We start from the raw sequence: 14,911 nt of genomic DNA on the forward strand, positions 1-14,911 counted from the left end.
CCGTTTCGGTACTAACGTCGTACCGGTGAGCGAATCGCCGGACCTCGCCGCGCCGCACTGGCTGCGGCAACTGCTGACGCAGAAACCGGTGCCGATCCCGTGGAAGCGCGCGGCTCGGGCGGCGCTCGCCATCGCCGGGCCCATCGCGGTGGGCATGGTCGCGGGCCGGATCGACCTCGGCGTGCTGGTCTCCATTGGAGCCCTCTGCGTCACCTTCGCCGATACCGCAGGCCCCTACCGCTACCGGGCCCAGCGCACCGGCTGGGCGGCCGTCGCGGGCTCGCTCGGCTACCTCTGCGGCAACCTTGTCGGTGGCCAGGGGGCGCTCACCGGGATCGTCCTAGTTCTTGTCGCGGGGGTGTCCGCGCTGGTCAGCGCCAGCGGAAGCACCGCGTCCCTGGCCGGGCTGCAACTCCTCGTGTTCGCGGTGCTCGGCTCGGGCCAGGCCGCCGACCCGGGGCTCGCGGCGGGCTGTTTCGTCGCGGGCGCGGCGTTCGCCTGGGTGCTCGCGCTCGCGGCGTGGCCGGTGCGCGGTGCCGCCGTGGAGCGGGCCGCGGTGGCCGCGGTCTACGACGAACTCGCCGCGATGCTCGTCGCGGGCGGCACCGTCCGCGCCCGGCACGCCCGCCGCAGGCTGACCGACGCCCTCAACAGCGCCTATGACGCCCTGCTCGACGCCCGGTCGCGGCTCGCGGGCCGCGACCGGGCCTACCGCAGGCTCTTCGTGCTGCTCACCGAGACCACGCCCGTGGTCGAGGCGGCGGTAGCGCTGGTCAACGCGCGCCGAACGCCGCCGCCGGAGTTCGTGGCGTACCTGGCCGACGCGGCTGACCGCATCCGGGCCCGCGAGCCGTTGCCGGTGCCGCCCGACCCGCCCGCCGACGACCGCGCGGTCGCCCTGCTGCACGCCGGGCTGGCCGCGGTCGCCGAGTTCCGCCGCGGCGACGCCGACACCGATGCCCGGCCCGACGAGGACCGGGTGAGCCCGCGCGAACGGGTGCGCGGCTGGCGGGACACGGTCATCGCGGGCCGGGTGACCTGGCTGCTGGTGCTGCGGCTGATGCTGTGCGTCGGGCTCGCCGTGCTGCTGGGCGCGTTGCTGCCGCTGGAGCACTCGTTCTGGGTCGCGCTGACCGTGGCGATCGTGCTCAAGCCCGACTTCGGCTCGGTGTTCGGCCGCGCCGTGCTGCGCGGGCTCGGCACCGCGGCCGGGGTGCTGCTCGGCGCGGGTGTGCTCGCCATCGACCCGCCCGGCTGGGGCCTCGTGCTCCTGGTCACCGTCACGGCGGCGGCGCTGCCCATCGGGCAGGTGCGCAACTACGGCATGTTCAGCACCTTCGTCACGCCGCTGGTCATCGTGCAGCTCGACCTGGCCAACGCGGGCGACTGGAACCTCGTCACCGCCCGGCTGCTCGACACCGCCCTGGGCTGCGCGATCGTGCTGGTGTTCGGCTATCTGCTCTGGCCTGGCAGCAGACGGCCCAGGGTCGGCGCCGGTCTCGCCGCCGCGCTCGACCAGGTGGCCGACTACCTCGAACTGGCTCTCGCGGAGTCGCCGCGCGGCCGGTCGGCGCTGCGCCGCGACGCCTACCGGGCCCTGTCCGACCTGCGTACGGCGTTCCAGCAGTCGCTGGTCGAGCCGTCCGCGGCCGGTCGACAGGCCGCCGCGTGGTGGCCTGTCATCGTCGGCCTGGAGAGGCTCACCGACGCGGTGACCGGTGTCGCGGTGGCCATCGAGCGCGGGGCGGCGCCGGTCGACCCGGACGACGTGGGCGCGCTCGCCGCGGCGGTGCGCGAGGCGGCTGACGCCGTGCGGGGCGAGCGGGCCCCGCGGCGCACCCCGCTGCCCGACACCGAACGGCTGGAACGGCTCGTCGCGGAGCTGACAGCGGTGCACGCGACGCTGCGCGGGCCGGACCTCGGTGGCCGCCCCGGTCGCAGGCTGCTCACCCGGGGGCTGCGGCGCGCCGCCGCCAGGTCGCGCGGTTCGGCTAACTGAGTAAGTTCGGCGGGTGGGAACACGAGGTCGTGTTGGGTACCCTGCGTCAGGGCCCCGCCGGCCTCTCGGAGTGCGAAGGAGCACCATGGGAATCGACTTCAACGAGCTGAAGAACAAGGCCGAGGGCCTCGTCGAGCAGCACGGGGACAAGATCGAGGAAGGCGTCGAGAAGGCGGGCGAGTTCGCCAAGAGCAAGTTCGGCCACGCCGACACCGTCGACAAGGTCGTGGACAAGATCCAGGACCTGATTCCCGGCGAGCACGGCGACAAGGCCGCCGAGAACACCCAGGGCAACCAAGCGTGAGTTCTGGTCACCAGGGCGCGGAGCGGGTCCTTCCTGACGGGGGGACCCGCTCCGCTGCCGCCCGCAAACCGAGCGTCTGCACCTGGCAGGGCACCGCGCCGCCGACCCTGGAGTCGGTTCGCATACTGGTGTCCGACGCCCGGCTGCGCGCGTCGGGCAGGCTGATCGCCGCCGCCGACGCCGAGGCGGGCGTCGAGGCGTTCAGCGCGTCGTTCGAGGCGTCGGTGGACAAGGGCGAGGAGGCCGGGCGGCTGCTGCTGCGCACCACCACGGCGGCCGAGGAGCGGCAGATCTCGCTCAGCCGGTCCGCCGACGGCACCTGGCTGGTCGACCACGGCCACAGTTCCCGCCGCGACGAGTACGGCGGCTCGGTCACCGTCGACGTGGCAGGCGCGGTCACCTTCAACACCCTGCCGATCCGGCGCCTCGGTCTGCACCGCAAGCCGGGCGAAGTCGTGCTGCCCGTCGTGTACATCACGATGCCCGACCTGACGGTCACCCTGGTCAGCCAGACCTACCGCACGGTCTCGATCGACGAGCGGGGCGCGGTCATCGCGTTCGGCCAGGACGAGTTCACCGCCGACATCGTCGTCGACACCGACGGCATCGTCGTCGACTACCCCGGCATCGCCCGCCGCGTCTGAGTGCTAGCCAATGGTGAACGGTGCGTAGGCCACCGCGAACGCCGCCCGGGGGTCCACCCCGATCGCCTTGATCTCGATCGTGTGCTGCCCTGGTCGCAGGCCGGTCGTGTTCACCGCGAGCCGCCAGGTGCCCGCGACGCCCGGCCCGTCGACCACCGTCGGGATGCCCGCGATCCGCTCGCCGTCGAGGCGCACCTCCATCCCGGCCAGCCCGGCGAGTTCGCCGCCGAGCCGCTGGCCTGCGGGCCCGTCGGCTCGCACCTCCAACACCAGTCGCCCGCGCGGCACCTCGGCGTCGTTCGGGATCGGCTTGCCCGACGCGTCCAGGAACCGCGCGCCCGGACGGGCCAGCGCGGGTCGGATCTGAAAGAGCGGGATGTCGGTGCCGCTGCCCGCCGCGGGCGATACCCCGCCCGGCGGCGCGGTCAGTTCGATCGACGCGCTGATCAACCGCGTCGTCGCCTGACCCCGCTGGAACGGCCCGCGCACCCGCAACGGCAGGGTCTTGCCGTCGGGTCCGAGCACCAGCGCCTCGGCGGGCAGGTCCGCGACGATCGGGTAGCGCACGCCGCGGGTCAGCGGCTGACCGACGACCGCGGGGCGCGTGGCGTACTTGCTCCCCCCGACCTCCACGGTGAACAGGTCGTCCAGCGCGGGCGGGTTGTCCGGCCCGTTTTGCGGTACCAGGGTGATCCGCAGTTGACCGCCCACAGTTCCCTGCACTCGCGCGCCATCGGCGGAGGTGACGATGCCCGAACCTGCCACGTGCACCACCCGCCCGGTATCCAGTGCGGGCGGCGGCACGAACACTGGCGGCGCGGTCGGCGCGCCGGTGAACGCGACCAGGTCGACCGCCGCGTACAAGCCGCCGCTGCTCGCGGCGAACCCGAGCAGCGCGGTTGCCTCCCGCCAAGCGGGCACCACGTCGCCGCCGCCCACGACCTGTCCGTCGCGCAGCACCCGCACCCCGTCGGTGCGCAGCACGACCTCCCAGCGGACGGAGACACCGATGTTCGCGGTCGGCGCGGGGTCCACGCTGATGGCCGTGCCGAGCCTGGGGGTGCCCGGCGCGACGAGCACCTGGACCGTCGTGGTGGTTTCCTGACCCGCGACCCGCACGCGCACGGTGCCTGGTGGCAGTGCCGGGTCGTCCTGCGCCAGCCCCGGCCGGTCTGGCCGGGGTGGGCCGTTCGGCGAGCCGTCGATCAGGTCGGCAGGCCCGGGTACCAGGTCGATCAGCAGCTCGCCGGTCTGTCCAGGTTGGTCGGTCTCCACCACGACTCGGCCCAGCTCACCGTCCACAGCGGACTCCAGCAACCGCAGCGGGGCCCGTGACCGCAGCGCCACCGGCTCGGTTCCGCACTGCGCGCTGATGACCATCCGCCTGCCGTTCTCGCCGTCGCCGCGGGTCGCGCGGGCGCAGTCCGACGCACTCGACAGCCGCCACCGTTCGGGGTCGGGCACCACGCGGCCGATGAACCGGTCGGCGAACGACCACGCGGGCTCGTTCGCCGAGAGTTTGGGCGTGCCGCGGGTCTTCACCGGCAGCGAGCGCTGCCCGAAAGCGTTGACCGTGCGGATCTCGATCTCGTACTCGGCTTCGTTCTCCAGCGCGTCGAGCTGCGCGGCGGGTTGCGCCACCAACCGGACCCGGTCGAGCTGCCCGGCCCGGCCCCACCGGATCTCGTAGCCTGCCGCCCCCACCGGTTCGGGCGGGCCCCAGCCGACCTGCAACCGCTGCGGCCCCGGCCGGACCTCGACCTTCGCGGGCTGTGCGGGCGGGTTGACCGGAGTCGGGATCACCACGCCATCGCCCGCGAACTCCCGCACGGTCGTCTGCGGCGGCGGCGCGGGGCGCGGGGCGGTCTCACCGGGCTTCTCCGGCGTGCGCAGCACCACGATCGCGCCGCCGATCACCACCAGGCCGACGGCGACCACGGCGATCCGCCGCGCGAGGCCGCCGCGTCGCCGCGGAACGGTGGGCGGTTCGTCCGGCTCAGGGTGATCCACCGGCCCAACGTAGGGCCGTTGCGACAGCGGTCACAGATTCGTTGCCGACCCGATACCTGCCTCGGACACCGGCACCTCGGCGAGCGCGTAGTCGCCCGCGAAGCCGACGACGTGTCCGCCCTGGGTGCCGATCAGCCGCAGTTCTTCGAGCGCGTCCCGGCCGCCGAGGTCGACCGTCGCCTGGGTCCGCTCGGCCACCCGGTGCTCGTCGAACAGGGTGCGGCCGCGATGACCCGCGACCACGGTCGCGCGCAGCGCCCCGGTCGAGGCCAGCGCGCCGCGGGCCGCGCCGAGCCTGCCGAGCGCGTCGTCCACCGCGGGCAGCAGCGCGTCGCGGTTGCCCTCGCACATGGCCAGCACCAGCTCCGGCCGGGTCCCGGCGACCCGCGTGCCGTCGCCGAACGAACCCGCCGCCAGCGCCAACGCCAGCGGACCGCCGTCCGCCCCGCACGCGGCGAGCACCGCCGCCAGCACGTGCGGCAGGTGCGAGATCCGGGCCACCGCCGCGTCGTGCTCGGCCGACGTCGTCGGCACCACCCGCGCGCCGCAGTCGATCGCCAGGTCGGCGGCCGCCCGCCAGGCGTCGAGCCCGGTGTCCTCGTCGGCCACCACCACCCACGCGGCGTCGCGGAACAGCTCCGCCGAGCCCATCGTCCAGCCGGACACCGAGCGGCCCGCCATCGGGTGGCCGCCCGCGAACCGGGTCTCCGGCGCGTACCGGGACACCGAGTCGGCCACCGGCCCCTTCACGCTCACCACGTCGGTCAGCAGGCAGGTCGGCGCCAGCTCGGCCACCTGACGCAGCACCTCGTCGACCGCGGGCAGCGGGACGGCCACCACCACCAGCGCGTCCCGCTCGGCGGCCCGACACAAGGCCGCGTCGACCGACTCCGCCACGTCGAACCCGTCGCCACCAGCCGTTTCGGCGTCCCGCGCCGATCCGGTGGCGCCCCAGGCCGGTCTGCCCGCGGCCACCGCCGCGCGCAGCACCGAGCCGCCGATGAGCCCCAAGCCGATCACGCATACCGGTCGCATGGCCGGACAATAGCCGGCGGGCGCGCCGCTCAGCGCAGGGCGTCCAGGGCGAACGCCGCGTAGGTGGTGACGCCGTGGGCGAACGCGGACTCGTCGAAATGCACCCGGTTCGAGTGGTTCGGCGCCGCGTCGGCGGGCTCGACTCCCGGCGGGCAGGCGCCCAGGAACGCCATCGCGCCGGGCACGCGCTGCAACACGTAGGAGAAGTCCTCGGCTCCCATCAGCGGGTTCGGCATCACCGCGGCGTGCCGGGCGCCGAGCACCGTGCCCGCCAACTCGGTCACCCGGTCGGCCACGTCGGCGTCGTTGACCGTCACCGGGTAGCCCTCGTTCCGGGTGACCCGCACGGTGCAGCCGTGCGCCGCGCCCACGTGCTCACACACCTTCGGGATCTCGGCGAGCATGGTCTTGCGGGTCTGCTCGGACAGCGTCCGCAGTGTGCCCTCCAACTCGGCGGTCTCCGGGATGATGTTGGACGTGGTGCCCGCGGTGATCCGCGAGATCGTCACCACGGCCGGGTCGAACACGCTGATCCGCCGCGTCACCACTGTCTGCAGCGCACCGACCATCGCGGCGGCCGCGGGTACCGGGTCGACCGCGTCGGCGGGCATCGAGGCGTGTCCGCCCTTGCCTGTCACCAGCACGGTGAACGAGTCGGCGCTCGCCATGATCGGCCCGCGCCTGCAGCGGACCACGCCGGACGTCTCCTTCGAGGTGATGTGCAGCGCGAACGCCCGCTCGACCGGCGTGCCCGCGGCCTCCAGGATGCCTTCGTCCAGCATGAACTTGGCGCCGTGGTAGCCCTCTTCGCCAGGCTGGAACATGAACACGACCTTGCCCGCGAGCGCGTCGCGGCGCGCGCACAGCAGCCGCGCCGCCGAGACCAGCATCGCGGTGTGCGTGTCGTGACCGCAGGCGTGCATCGAGCCTGCCACCTCGGAGCTGAACGACAGCCCGGTGTCCTCCTGCAGGGGCAGCGCGTCCATGTCGCCGCGCAGCAGCACCGCCGGGCCGGGCTTGGCGCCGTCGAGCACCGCGACGACCGAACCGACCGCCTTGCCGCTGGACACCCGCAGGTCGAGACCGTCGAGCGCGTGCCGAACGGCCGCCTGGGTATGGGGCACCGCGAGGCCCTGCTCCGGGTTCTTGTGGAGCTGCCTGCGCAGCGACACCGTGCGTGGTTGCAGCGCCCGCGCCGCCTCGAACAGGCCGGTGAACCGAGGGTCGCCGGACTGTGCCTGCGAGGCCGTGCGCTGCGTTGTCATCTCTCGATAGTGTCACCGACCGCCGGTTTGGGGGACTGCTTCTTCCGGGTGACCCCCCGGCGGAATACGGTGTGTGCATGTCGGAGCAGGAGCCGGTCACGGGCTTCGGGGTTGCGGTCGTCCGGGAGGACGGCAAATGGCGTTGCGATCCGATGGACAGCACCGCGCTGCGCGAGTTGGACGCGGCGATCACCGAACTGCGCAAGACCCGGTCCACCGGCGCGGTGTTCGGTCTGCTGGCCATCGATGACGAGTTCTTCCTGGTGCTGCGGCCGAGTCCGGGCGGGGTGTCGCTGCTGCTCTCGGACAGCGCGGCGGCCCTCGACTACGACATCGCCGCCGACGCGCTCGACGTGCTGCGCGTCGACCTGCCCGAGGAGGACGACGAGGTGTGGCCGGAGGGCTCGCTCGACATCCTCGCCGACCTCGGCCTGCCCGCGCCCGAACTGCAGGTGATCATCGACGAGGTCGACCTGTACCCCGACGAGCAGTTGCAGATGATCGCCCAGCGGCTCGGCTTCGCCGACGAGTTCACCAAGCACCTCGACACCATCCTGCAGTGACGTCGGACGAGGACCTGGTGCGCGCCGCCATCGCGGTCGCCCGCCGGGCCGCGGCCACCGGCGACATCCCGATCGGCGCGCTCGTGGTCGGCCAGGACGGCACCGAACTCGCCGCCGCCTGCAACGCCCGCGAGGCGCTGCGCGACCCGACCGCCCACGCCGAGATTCTCGCGCTGCGACAGGCGGCACACACCCACGGTGACGGTTGGCGGCTGTCGGGCTGCACCCTGGTGGTGACGGTCGAGCCGTGCACCATGTGCGCGGGCGCGGCCGTCCTGGCCCGGGTCGACCGGGTCGTCTTCGGCGCCTGGGAGCCCAAGACCGGCGCAGTCGGTTCCCTCTGGGACGTCGTCCGAGACCGGCGCCTCGGCCACCGTCCTGAGGTCGTCGGCGGCGTCCTCGAATCCGAGTGTGCGGACCTGCTGACCGAATTCTTCGCGACCCGACGCGATATGTGACTCACGTCACCATTAGGTGTGATTAGGCCGAATGCGGGAAACCCCTGCGGTGAGGGGAGCAATTCCACCCAGGGAGGAGTGTCCGATGGGCGTTTTCGACAAGGCCAAGGACAAGGCCGAGCAGGTCATCGGTGAGGTCAAGGAGAAGCTTGGCCAGGCCACCGACAACAAGGACTTGGAGAACTCCGGCAAGGCCGACCAGGTCAGCGGCGAAGCCAAGGAAGCGGGCCACGACCTCCGCGACAAGGCGGCAGGCACCGTCCAGGACATCAAGGACAAGTTCAACAAGAACTGATCAGCAGGCCAGGCGACCACTCGCAGGCCGGCTCCACGAGTCCGCCACCGGGAACCCCCGGTGGCGGACTCGTCTGGTGTCACACCCGTTCGCCGCCCCCGCCAGCGGTTCTGTACTCTCTTCCGCGGTGGCGTGTCCGAGCGGCCGAAGGAGCGCGCCTCGAAAGCGCGTGACGGGCAACCCCCGTCCGTGGGTTCAAATCCCACCGCCACCGCTCGACTGGGCGACTCTTGCCTGCGGACTGCGCAGGCTGGGTCGCCCGGTTTTGTTTCCGGGGGTTCAACCCCCGGGCCCCGACCAGGGGGCGAGCCCCCTGGACCCCCCGCGACGTTCGTGCGGGGATTGGTGGGAGGGGCGAGTCCTGATGTCGTGTGGTGGCTGTTTTGGGACGTGGGGTGGGTGTTTGGGGCGTGTGGTGGGTGGTCTTGGGATATGAGGTGGCGTCACTCTGGCGAAGTAATGGTGGGTCGGGTTGTACCGATCTGTGCAGAGTGTTGCGTTGTGGTCTTTCATCGTTCACCCATCCGGGGAAAGATGCGGCCACCGTTCCAATGAGGAAGGAACTCCCCGTGAGCTCACCAGCGCGCCACCGGGTGGCGCTGCTCAGTGCGGCCGCGATGTCGATCGGCCTGGTCACCGCGACCGCACCGACCGCAGCAGCCGTACCGAGCACCGACGCCCTGCTCGCCGAGGTCTATGGCGGTGGCGGTAACTCCGGCGCCACGCTGACCTCCGACTTCATCGAACTGGCCAACGCGAGTGCGACACCCGTCAACCTCGCCGGGTGGAGCGTGCAGTACCTGCCCGGCTCCGCCAGTGCCAGCAGCCAGTGGCAGGTCACCCCGCTGACCGGCGCGCTCGGCGCCAACGGCCGCTACCTCGTCGCCGAAGCCGCGGGCGCGGGCGGCACCGTGCCGCTGCCCACCCCGGACGCGACCGGCTCGATCCCCATGTCCGCGACCGGCGGCACCGTCGCACTCGTGTCCGTCACCACCCCGCTGACCTGCAAGACCGTCGCCGACTGCGGCGCCGACACGCGCATCCGCGACCTGGTCGGCTACGGCACCAGCACCGTCGTCCGCGAAGGCACCCCGACGGCCAACACCGCCAACGCCACCTCGGCGGCCCGCGGCGCGCTCACCGACACCGACAACAACGCCACCGACTTCACCGTCGGCGCGCCGACACCCACCAACAGCAACGGCGACACCCCGGGCGGCGGCGGCCCGCCCCCGGTCGCCGCGCGGATCAACGAGATCCAGGGCAACACCCGACTGTCCACCTTCGACGGCCAGAAGGTCGTCACCACCGGCGTCGTCACCGCCGTGCGCGCGTTCGGCTCGGCCCGCGGCTTCTGGGTGCAGGACCCGACGCCCGACGCCGACCCGGCCACCAGTGAGGGCCTGTTCACCTTCACCGGCTCGACCACGCCGAACCTGCAGGTCGGCGACGCCGTCTCGGTCACCGGCACGGTCGACGAGTTCTACCCGGACGGCACCCCCGCCAGCTCGGTGCAGCAGTCGATCACTGAGCTGACCAGCGCCACCTGGGTGGTCAACTCCAGCGGCAACGCGGTGCCCGCGGCCGAGGTGCTCGGCCCGGACACCGTGCCCGCCGCCTACACCCCGAGCCCCGGCGGCAGCATCGAGCCGCTCGTGCTCGACCCGAGCGCGTACTCGCTGGACTTCTACGAGTCCCGCGAGGGCATGCGCGTGCAGGTCAACGACGCGCGCGTGGTCGGCGCCACCACCGACTTCAACGAGGTGTGGATCACCACCAAGCCCGACCAGAACCGGTCGCAGCGCGGCGGCACCGTCTACACCGGGTACGACCAGCAGAACAGCGGCAGGCTCCAGGTCCTCTCGCTGATCCCGTTCGCGCAGCGGCCCTTCCCCCAGGCCAACGTCGGCGACTCGCTCGCGGGCGCGACGGCGGGCCCGGTCGACTTCAGCCGCTTCGGCGGCTACGTGGTGCAGGCGACCGAGTTGGGCACGCTGGTGTCCGGCGGTCTGCAGCCGGAGGCCACCCGCGCGGAGCGCAACTTCGAGCTGTCGGTCGCGACGTACAACGTCGAGAACCTGTCCGCACGGGACACCCAGGCGAAGATCGACCGGCTCGCCGCGGCGGTCGTGAACAACCTCGCGACGCCGGACATCCTGTCCCTGGAGGAGATCCAGGACAACACGGGGCCGACCAACGACGGTGTCGTCGCCGCCGACCAGACCCTGCAGCGGTTCGCCGACGCGATCGTCGCCGCGGGCGGCCCGCGCTACCAGTGGCGCCAGATCGACCCGGTGAACGGCCTCGACGGCGGTCAGCCGGGCGGCAACATCCGGGTGGTTTTCCTGTTCAACCCGGCCCGGGTGTCCTTTGTGGACCGTCCGGGCGGTGACTCCGGCACAGCGGTGCAGGTCGTCCGCGGCCGGTTCCCGTTCCAGGCCAAGCTGTCGGTCTCGCCCGGTCGCATCGAGCCGGCGAACACGGCGTGGAACAACAGCCGCAAGCCGCTGGTCGGCGAGTTCACCTTCCGCGGACACCCGGTGTTCGTGATCGCCAACCACTTCAACTCCAAGGGCGGCGACCAGCCGCTGAGCGGGCGCAACCAGCCGCCGAACCGCACCTCCGAGGTGCAGCGCGGTGAGCAGGCCGCGCTGGTGAACGAGTTCGTCAAGCAGGTGCTGCGGATCGACCTGCTGGCGAACGTGGTGGCGTTGGGCGACTTCAACGACTACCAGTTCTCCCCGGCCATCGCCCGCCTCACCGACGGCGGCGCGCTGCGCACGCTGATCAACACGCTCCCGGTGACCGAGCGCTACAGCTACGTCTTCGAGGGCAACTCGCAGGTGCTCGACCACATCACGACCAGCCCGTTCATCCTGTTCCCGGACTACGACGTGGTGCACATCAACGCCGAGTTCGCCGACCAGGCGAGCGACCACGACCCGCAGGTCGTGCGCTTCATCCCGACCAGCATCCCCTGGCCGAACCGGTAGTTTCCGCTCCGCCACAGCGGGCCCGCGCCGGGAGGTGCGGGCCCGCTGTGCTGTCGGTGTCTAGGCTGGGGTCGCACCGTGCAGGGTTCGACCAGGTGAGAGGTGTGACCGATGAGCGACCGCCCCGCGCGACGCGACCCGTCGAGGTTGGTGGAGGCCCAGGGCTTCCGCGACTTCGTCCGGGACGACTGGGGCCCGGCGGACCGCGGGGTACGTGCGGTGCCCGGTGCGGCCGAGGCCGCCGCCGCCCACCGCGCGCGGCTGTCCGCGGCGTTTCCCGGCAGGCGGATCGCGGTGGCCGCGGGCCGCGCGCCCGTCCGGTCGAACGACGCCGACTACGAGTTCCGCGCCGACAGCGACTTCGCCTGGCTCACCGGCTGCTATGCCGAGGGCGCCGTCCTGGTGATGGCGCCGTGCGCGGGCGGCCACGACGCCGTGCTGCACCTGCGCGAACCCGCGGGCCCGGCCGAGGCCGACTTCTTCGCCAACGCCCGCGACGGCGAACTGTGGATCGGCGCCGCCCCCGGCCTCGTCGAGTGGGCCGACGCGCTCGGCATCGCCTGTCGGCCGCTGGAGGAGCTGTCCAAGTCGCTGCGCGGGCAACTGCCCGAGGTGTTGGCCGCCAAGGGGGTCGAGCCGTGGCTCGACGCGCTGGTCGGCGCGCACAGCACCGAGTTGCGCACCACGCTCGCCGAGTTGCGCCGGATCAAGGACGACTGGGAGATCACCCAGTTGCGCGCGGCCGTCTGCGCGACCGCACGCGGGTTCGCCGATGTCGCCCGCGAGTTGGACGAGGCCGTGCGCGGCGGCGGTGAGCGCTGGCTGCAGGGCACCTTCGATCGGCGCGCCCGCACGCTGGGCAACGGCCCCGGCTACACCTCGATCGTCGCCGCGGGCGAGCACGCCCCGGTGCTGCACTGGACCCGTTGCGACGGCGCCGTCTCCGAGGACGACCTGCTGCTGCTCGACGCCGGGGTCGAGGTCAGCACCCTCTACACCGCCGACGTCACCCGCACCTTCCCGGTGTCCGGCGAGTTCAGCGCCACCCAGCGCGGGGTGTACGACCTGGTGTACGAGGCCCACCTGGCGGGCATGGCCGAGGTGCGGCCCGGCCGGGAGTACAAGGCATTCCACGAGGCCGCGATGCGCGTGCTCGCCGAGGGCCTGCACGACTGGGGTCTGCTGCCCGGCTCGGTCGACAAGGCACTCGACCAGAACGGCCAGCACCACCGCCGCTACATCGTGTGCGGCGTGGGCCACTTCCTCGGCATGGACGTGCACGACTGCGCACGGGCGCGCGCCCAGACCTACCACGAAGGCGTGCTGGAGCCGGGCATGGCGCTCACCGTCGAGCCGGGCCTGTACTTCCACCCCAACGACCTGACCGTGCCGCCGGAGCTGCGCGGTATCGGCGTGCGCATCGAGGACGACCTCGTCGTCACCGCCGACGGCGCCGATGTCCTCTCCGATGGGCTGCCGATCACCGCGGACGGGATCGCCGAGTGGGTGCGCACCCAGCGCGGGTAACTCCGGCCGTCCACAGGGTGGCCCGCGTTTGTCGTACCCACGGTGCATCATGGCTCCATGCGAACATATGATCGAGAGACGAGGGGTTCGGCGGCTGTGCTGGCGGCACGGCTGACCGAGGCCGCGGCCGTGCTGGCCCGCGGCGACACCCGGTCGGCTCCGGCCTATGTGCGTGACGTCGCGGGCCACGGCCCGGAGCCCGCGGCCACCGCCGCGGCCGCGGCGCTGTCCCGCACGCTGGAGCTGCTCTGGCAGCGCGGTTGGCTCCCGGCCGATGTGGTGGCCGTCGCCCAGGGCCCGCTCGCCCGGCTGGCGGCCGACGCCGTCGCGCACCAGTGCGCGCGGTACCGGGTCGCGGAGTTGCACCCGCGCTGGCAGGCGCAGCTCGCCGAACTCGGCCGCACCCGGCCTGTCCTGCTGCCACCCGGGTCGCTGGTGGCGGCGTTGACCAGGGTGGTCGAGTTGATCGCCGTGCTCATGGTGCTGCCGCAGCTACCGCACCTGGTGCCTGCGCCAGGCGCGTCCGGCGTTGCCGCGCCCGAGGCCGCGGGCGTCGACCGCCGGGTGCTCAGTCGGGTCCGCGGCCTGCTGGCCAAGGCCGAGTCGACGCCGTTCCCGGCGGAGGCCGAGACCTTGTCGGCCAAGGCACAGGAACTCATGGCGCGCTACGCCTTCGAGCAGGCGGTCGTCGAGGCCGCCGACCACCGTCCGCAGGACGCGAGTGCCCGCCGCCTGTGGCTGACGGCGCCGTACCAGGGCCCGAAGGCGCAACTGGTCGACGCGGTCGCCTCCGCCAACCGCTGCCGCGCGGTGTTCTACGCCAAGCTCGGGTGCGTTGCCGTTGTCGGGCACGAGACGGACCTGGAGATCGTGGCGGTGCTGTCCGCGTCGCTGCATATCCAGGCGGCCCGGGCGTTGTCCCACGCCCCCTCGCGCGCCAAGGCGTACCGGCACGCCTTCCTGGTCGCCTACGCCCACCGCGTCGGCCAACGCCTGGACACCGCGGGCCACGACGCCGAGTCCGCCGACACCCGGCTGGTCCCCGTCCTGGCCGACCGCCGCCATGCCGTGGACGTGCGGTTCGAGGCCATGTTCCCCGGCATCCGAGTCCGCCGGTCCTCGGTCAGCAGCACCGCGGGCTGGGGCGCCGGCTTAGCCGCCGCCGACCAGGCCGATCTGCACACCCCCCGCCCCCGAGTAGCGAGCTGACGAATGGAGGAACCCCTGGACAGAGAATGGCCCTAGCCGCCACCCACTCACGCCCCGATTCCGCCCGGTCCGCACCCCGCCGCCTTCACGATCCCGACAACCGCCCGCTGATCCCCCGACTCGGTGGCCGTTGGCACGGATTGGCCCCACGGCATCCGACGAACGGCAGCCGCAGGCGGACGGTCGCCGCCCAGCCGGGTGGCGGTTGGCGTGGGGTTGGTCCCCACGGAATCCGACCGATGGCGGCTGCAGGCGGGTGGTCGCCGCCGGGCCGGGTGGCGGTTGGCGTGGGGTTGTCCCCGCGAATCCGATGGCGGCCGCTCGCGTCGGTCGCCGGTGAGTCGGGTGGCCGATGGCGTGGCGTGGGTTGGTCCCTACCCAACCTCGCCCGGCTCGCCACGGCGAGGAACTCGCACCGTGGACGACCCAGCCTTTGGTTACCCACCAATGTGAGGGCGAAGCCCGAGCGACCACGCTGGGTCAAAAGAGGACGCACCGTGGGGGGCGCGGGGGGGTCGGGCCCCCCCAAAAAAGGGAGGGGGCCCATTTACCGCACGGCCGGGACACCCACCGCCCCCCCCCAGCGGGGGATGGGGGGTTTGTACCCCC

General features: G+C 72.8%; 12 protein-coding genes and 1 tRNA gene. 10 read left to right on the top strand and 3 right to left on the bottom strand.

Annotation, left to right across the window (positions count from 1 at the left end):
• Positions 1 to 25: 25 nt before the first annotated feature.
• The 3 genes from ACT4N7_RS14175 to ACT4N7_RS14185 all read left to right on the top strand — a co-directional run bounded on the left by ACT4N7_RS14175 (position 26) and on the right by ACT4N7_RS14185 (position 2,947).
• Positions 26 to 1,999: an FUSC family protein gene (locus ACT4N7_RS14175; protein WP_444829164.1), complete on the top strand. Its 1,974-nt coding sequence runs from the start codon at positions 26 to 28 to the stop codon at positions 1,997 to 1,999.
• A gap of 85 nt (positions 2,000 to 2,084) precedes the next feature.
• A complete protein-coding gene (locus ACT4N7_RS14180; protein ID WP_444829165.1) occupies positions 2,085 to 2,303 on the top strand; it encodes an antitoxin in 219 nt (72 codons plus the stop codon).
• Entirely contained in the window at positions 2,300 to 2,947 is a 648-nt protein-coding gene (locus tag ACT4N7_RS14185; RefSeq protein WP_444829166.1) for a putative glycolipid-binding domain-containing protein, read from the top strand. Before ACT4N7_RS14180 ends, ACT4N7_RS14185 begins: the two co-directional genes overlap by 4 nt.
• A 3-nt stretch (positions 2,948 to 2,950) precedes the next feature.
• Here the strand turns inward: ACT4N7_RS14185 and ACT4N7_RS14190 are convergent, their stop codons facing one another.
• Genes ACT4N7_RS14190 through ACT4N7_RS14200 form a run of 3 tightly spaced genes read right to left on the bottom strand, consistent with a single transcriptional unit; the run spans position 2,951 to position 7,257 of the window.
• The gene (locus tag ACT4N7_RS14190; protein ID WP_444829167.1) at positions 2,951 to 4,957 is read right to left on the bottom strand and encodes a fibronectin type III domain-containing protein; all 2,007 of its coding nucleotides are present in this window, start codon (positions 4,955 to 4,957) and stop codon (positions 2,951 to 2,953) included.
• Between the two features lie 30 nt (positions 4,958 to 4,987).
• A complete protein-coding gene (locus ACT4N7_RS14195) occupies positions 4,988 to 5,992 on the bottom strand; it encodes a prephenate dehydrogenase (protein ID WP_444829168.1) in 1,005 nt (334 codons plus the stop codon).
• Positions 5,993 to 6,021: 29 nt separating this feature from the next.
• Positions 6,022 to 7,257: a M20 metallopeptidase family protein gene (locus ACT4N7_RS14200; RefSeq protein ID WP_444829169.1), complete on the bottom strand. Its 1,236-nt coding sequence runs from the start codon at positions 7,255 to 7,257 to the stop codon at positions 6,022 to 6,024.
• Between the two features lie 77 nt (positions 7,258 to 7,334).
• Between ACT4N7_RS14200 and ACT4N7_RS14205 the strand changes: the two genes are divergently transcribed.
• From ACT4N7_RS14205 to ACT4N7_RS14235, 7 genes are all read left to right on the top strand, one after another.
• Positions 7,335 to 7,820: a tRNA adenosine deaminase-associated protein gene (locus ACT4N7_RS14205; RefSeq protein WP_444829170.1), complete on the top strand. Its 486-nt coding sequence runs from the start codon at positions 7,335 to 7,337 to the stop codon at positions 7,818 to 7,820.
• Positions 7,817 to 8,278, top strand: coding sequence for a nucleoside deaminase (locus tag ACT4N7_RS14210; RefSeq protein ID WP_444829171.1), 462 nt, complete (start codon positions 7,817 to 7,819; stop codon positions 8,276 to 8,278). The genes ACT4N7_RS14205 and ACT4N7_RS14210 overlap by 4 nt, the downstream gene beginning before the upstream one ends.
• Before the next feature lie 85 nt (positions 8,279 to 8,363).
• The gene (locus ACT4N7_RS14215) at positions 8,364 to 8,573 is read left to right on the top strand and encodes a CsbD family protein (protein ID WP_444829172.1); all 210 of its coding nucleotides are present in this window, start codon (positions 8,364 to 8,366) and stop codon (positions 8,571 to 8,573) included.
• A gap of 126 nt (positions 8,574 to 8,699) precedes the next feature.
• A tRNA-Ser gene (locus tag ACT4N7_RS14220) sits at positions 8,700 to 8,787 on the top strand.
• A 355-nt stretch (positions 8,788 to 9,142) separates the two neighbouring features.
• Positions 9,143 to 11,566: an endonuclease/exonuclease/phosphatase family protein gene (locus ACT4N7_RS14225; protein ID WP_444829173.1), complete on the top strand. Its 2,424-nt coding sequence runs from the start codon at positions 9,143 to 9,145 to the stop codon at positions 11,564 to 11,566.
• Positions 11,567 to 11,677: 111 nt separating this feature from the next.
• Entirely contained in the window at positions 11,678 to 13,093 is a 1,416-nt protein-coding gene (locus ACT4N7_RS14230; protein ID WP_444829174.1) for an aminopeptidase P family protein, read from the top strand.
• A 57-nt stretch (positions 13,094 to 13,150) separates the two neighbouring features.
• Entirely contained in the window at positions 13,151 to 14,302 is a 1,152-nt protein-coding gene (locus ACT4N7_RS14235) for a DUF2786 domain-containing protein (RefSeq protein ID WP_444829175.1), read from the top strand.
• The last annotated feature ends 609 nt before the right edge of the window (positions 14,303 to 14,911 follow it).

Origin of the sequence: Actinokineospora sp. (genome assembly GCF_052390155.1) — a bacterium.
Classification (GTDB): domain Bacteria; phylum Actinomycetota; class Actinomycetes; order Mycobacteriales; family Pseudonocardiaceae; genus Actinokineospora.

Coding starts and splice junctions, on each gene's coding strand:
- ACT4N7_RS14235 (WP_444829175.1), top strand. CDS start 13,151: ATGCGAACATATGATCGAGAGACGAGGGGTTCGGCGGCTGTGCTGGCG.
- ACT4N7_RS14200 (WP_444829169.1), bottom strand. CDS start 7,257: ATGACAACGCAGCGCACGGCCTCGCAGGCACAGTCCGGCGACCCTCGG.
- ACT4N7_RS14205 (WP_444829170.1), top strand. CDS start 7,335: ATGTCGGAGCAGGAGCCGGTCACGGGCTTCGGGGTTGCGGTCGTCCGG.
- ACT4N7_RS14215 (WP_444829172.1), top strand. CDS start 8,364: ATGGGCGTTTTCGACAAGGCCAAGGACAAGGCCGAGCAGGTCATCGGT.
- ACT4N7_RS14195 (WP_444829168.1), bottom strand. CDS start 5,992: ATGCGACCGGTATGCGTGATCGGCTTGGGGCTCATCGGCGGCTCGGTG.
- ACT4N7_RS14230 (WP_444829174.1), top strand. CDS start 11,678: ATGAGCGACCGCCCCGCGCGACGCGACCCGTCGAGGTTGGTGGAGGCC.
- ACT4N7_RS14180 (WP_444829165.1), top strand. CDS start 2,085: ATGGGAATCGACTTCAACGAGCTGAAGAACAAGGCCGAGGGCCTCGTC.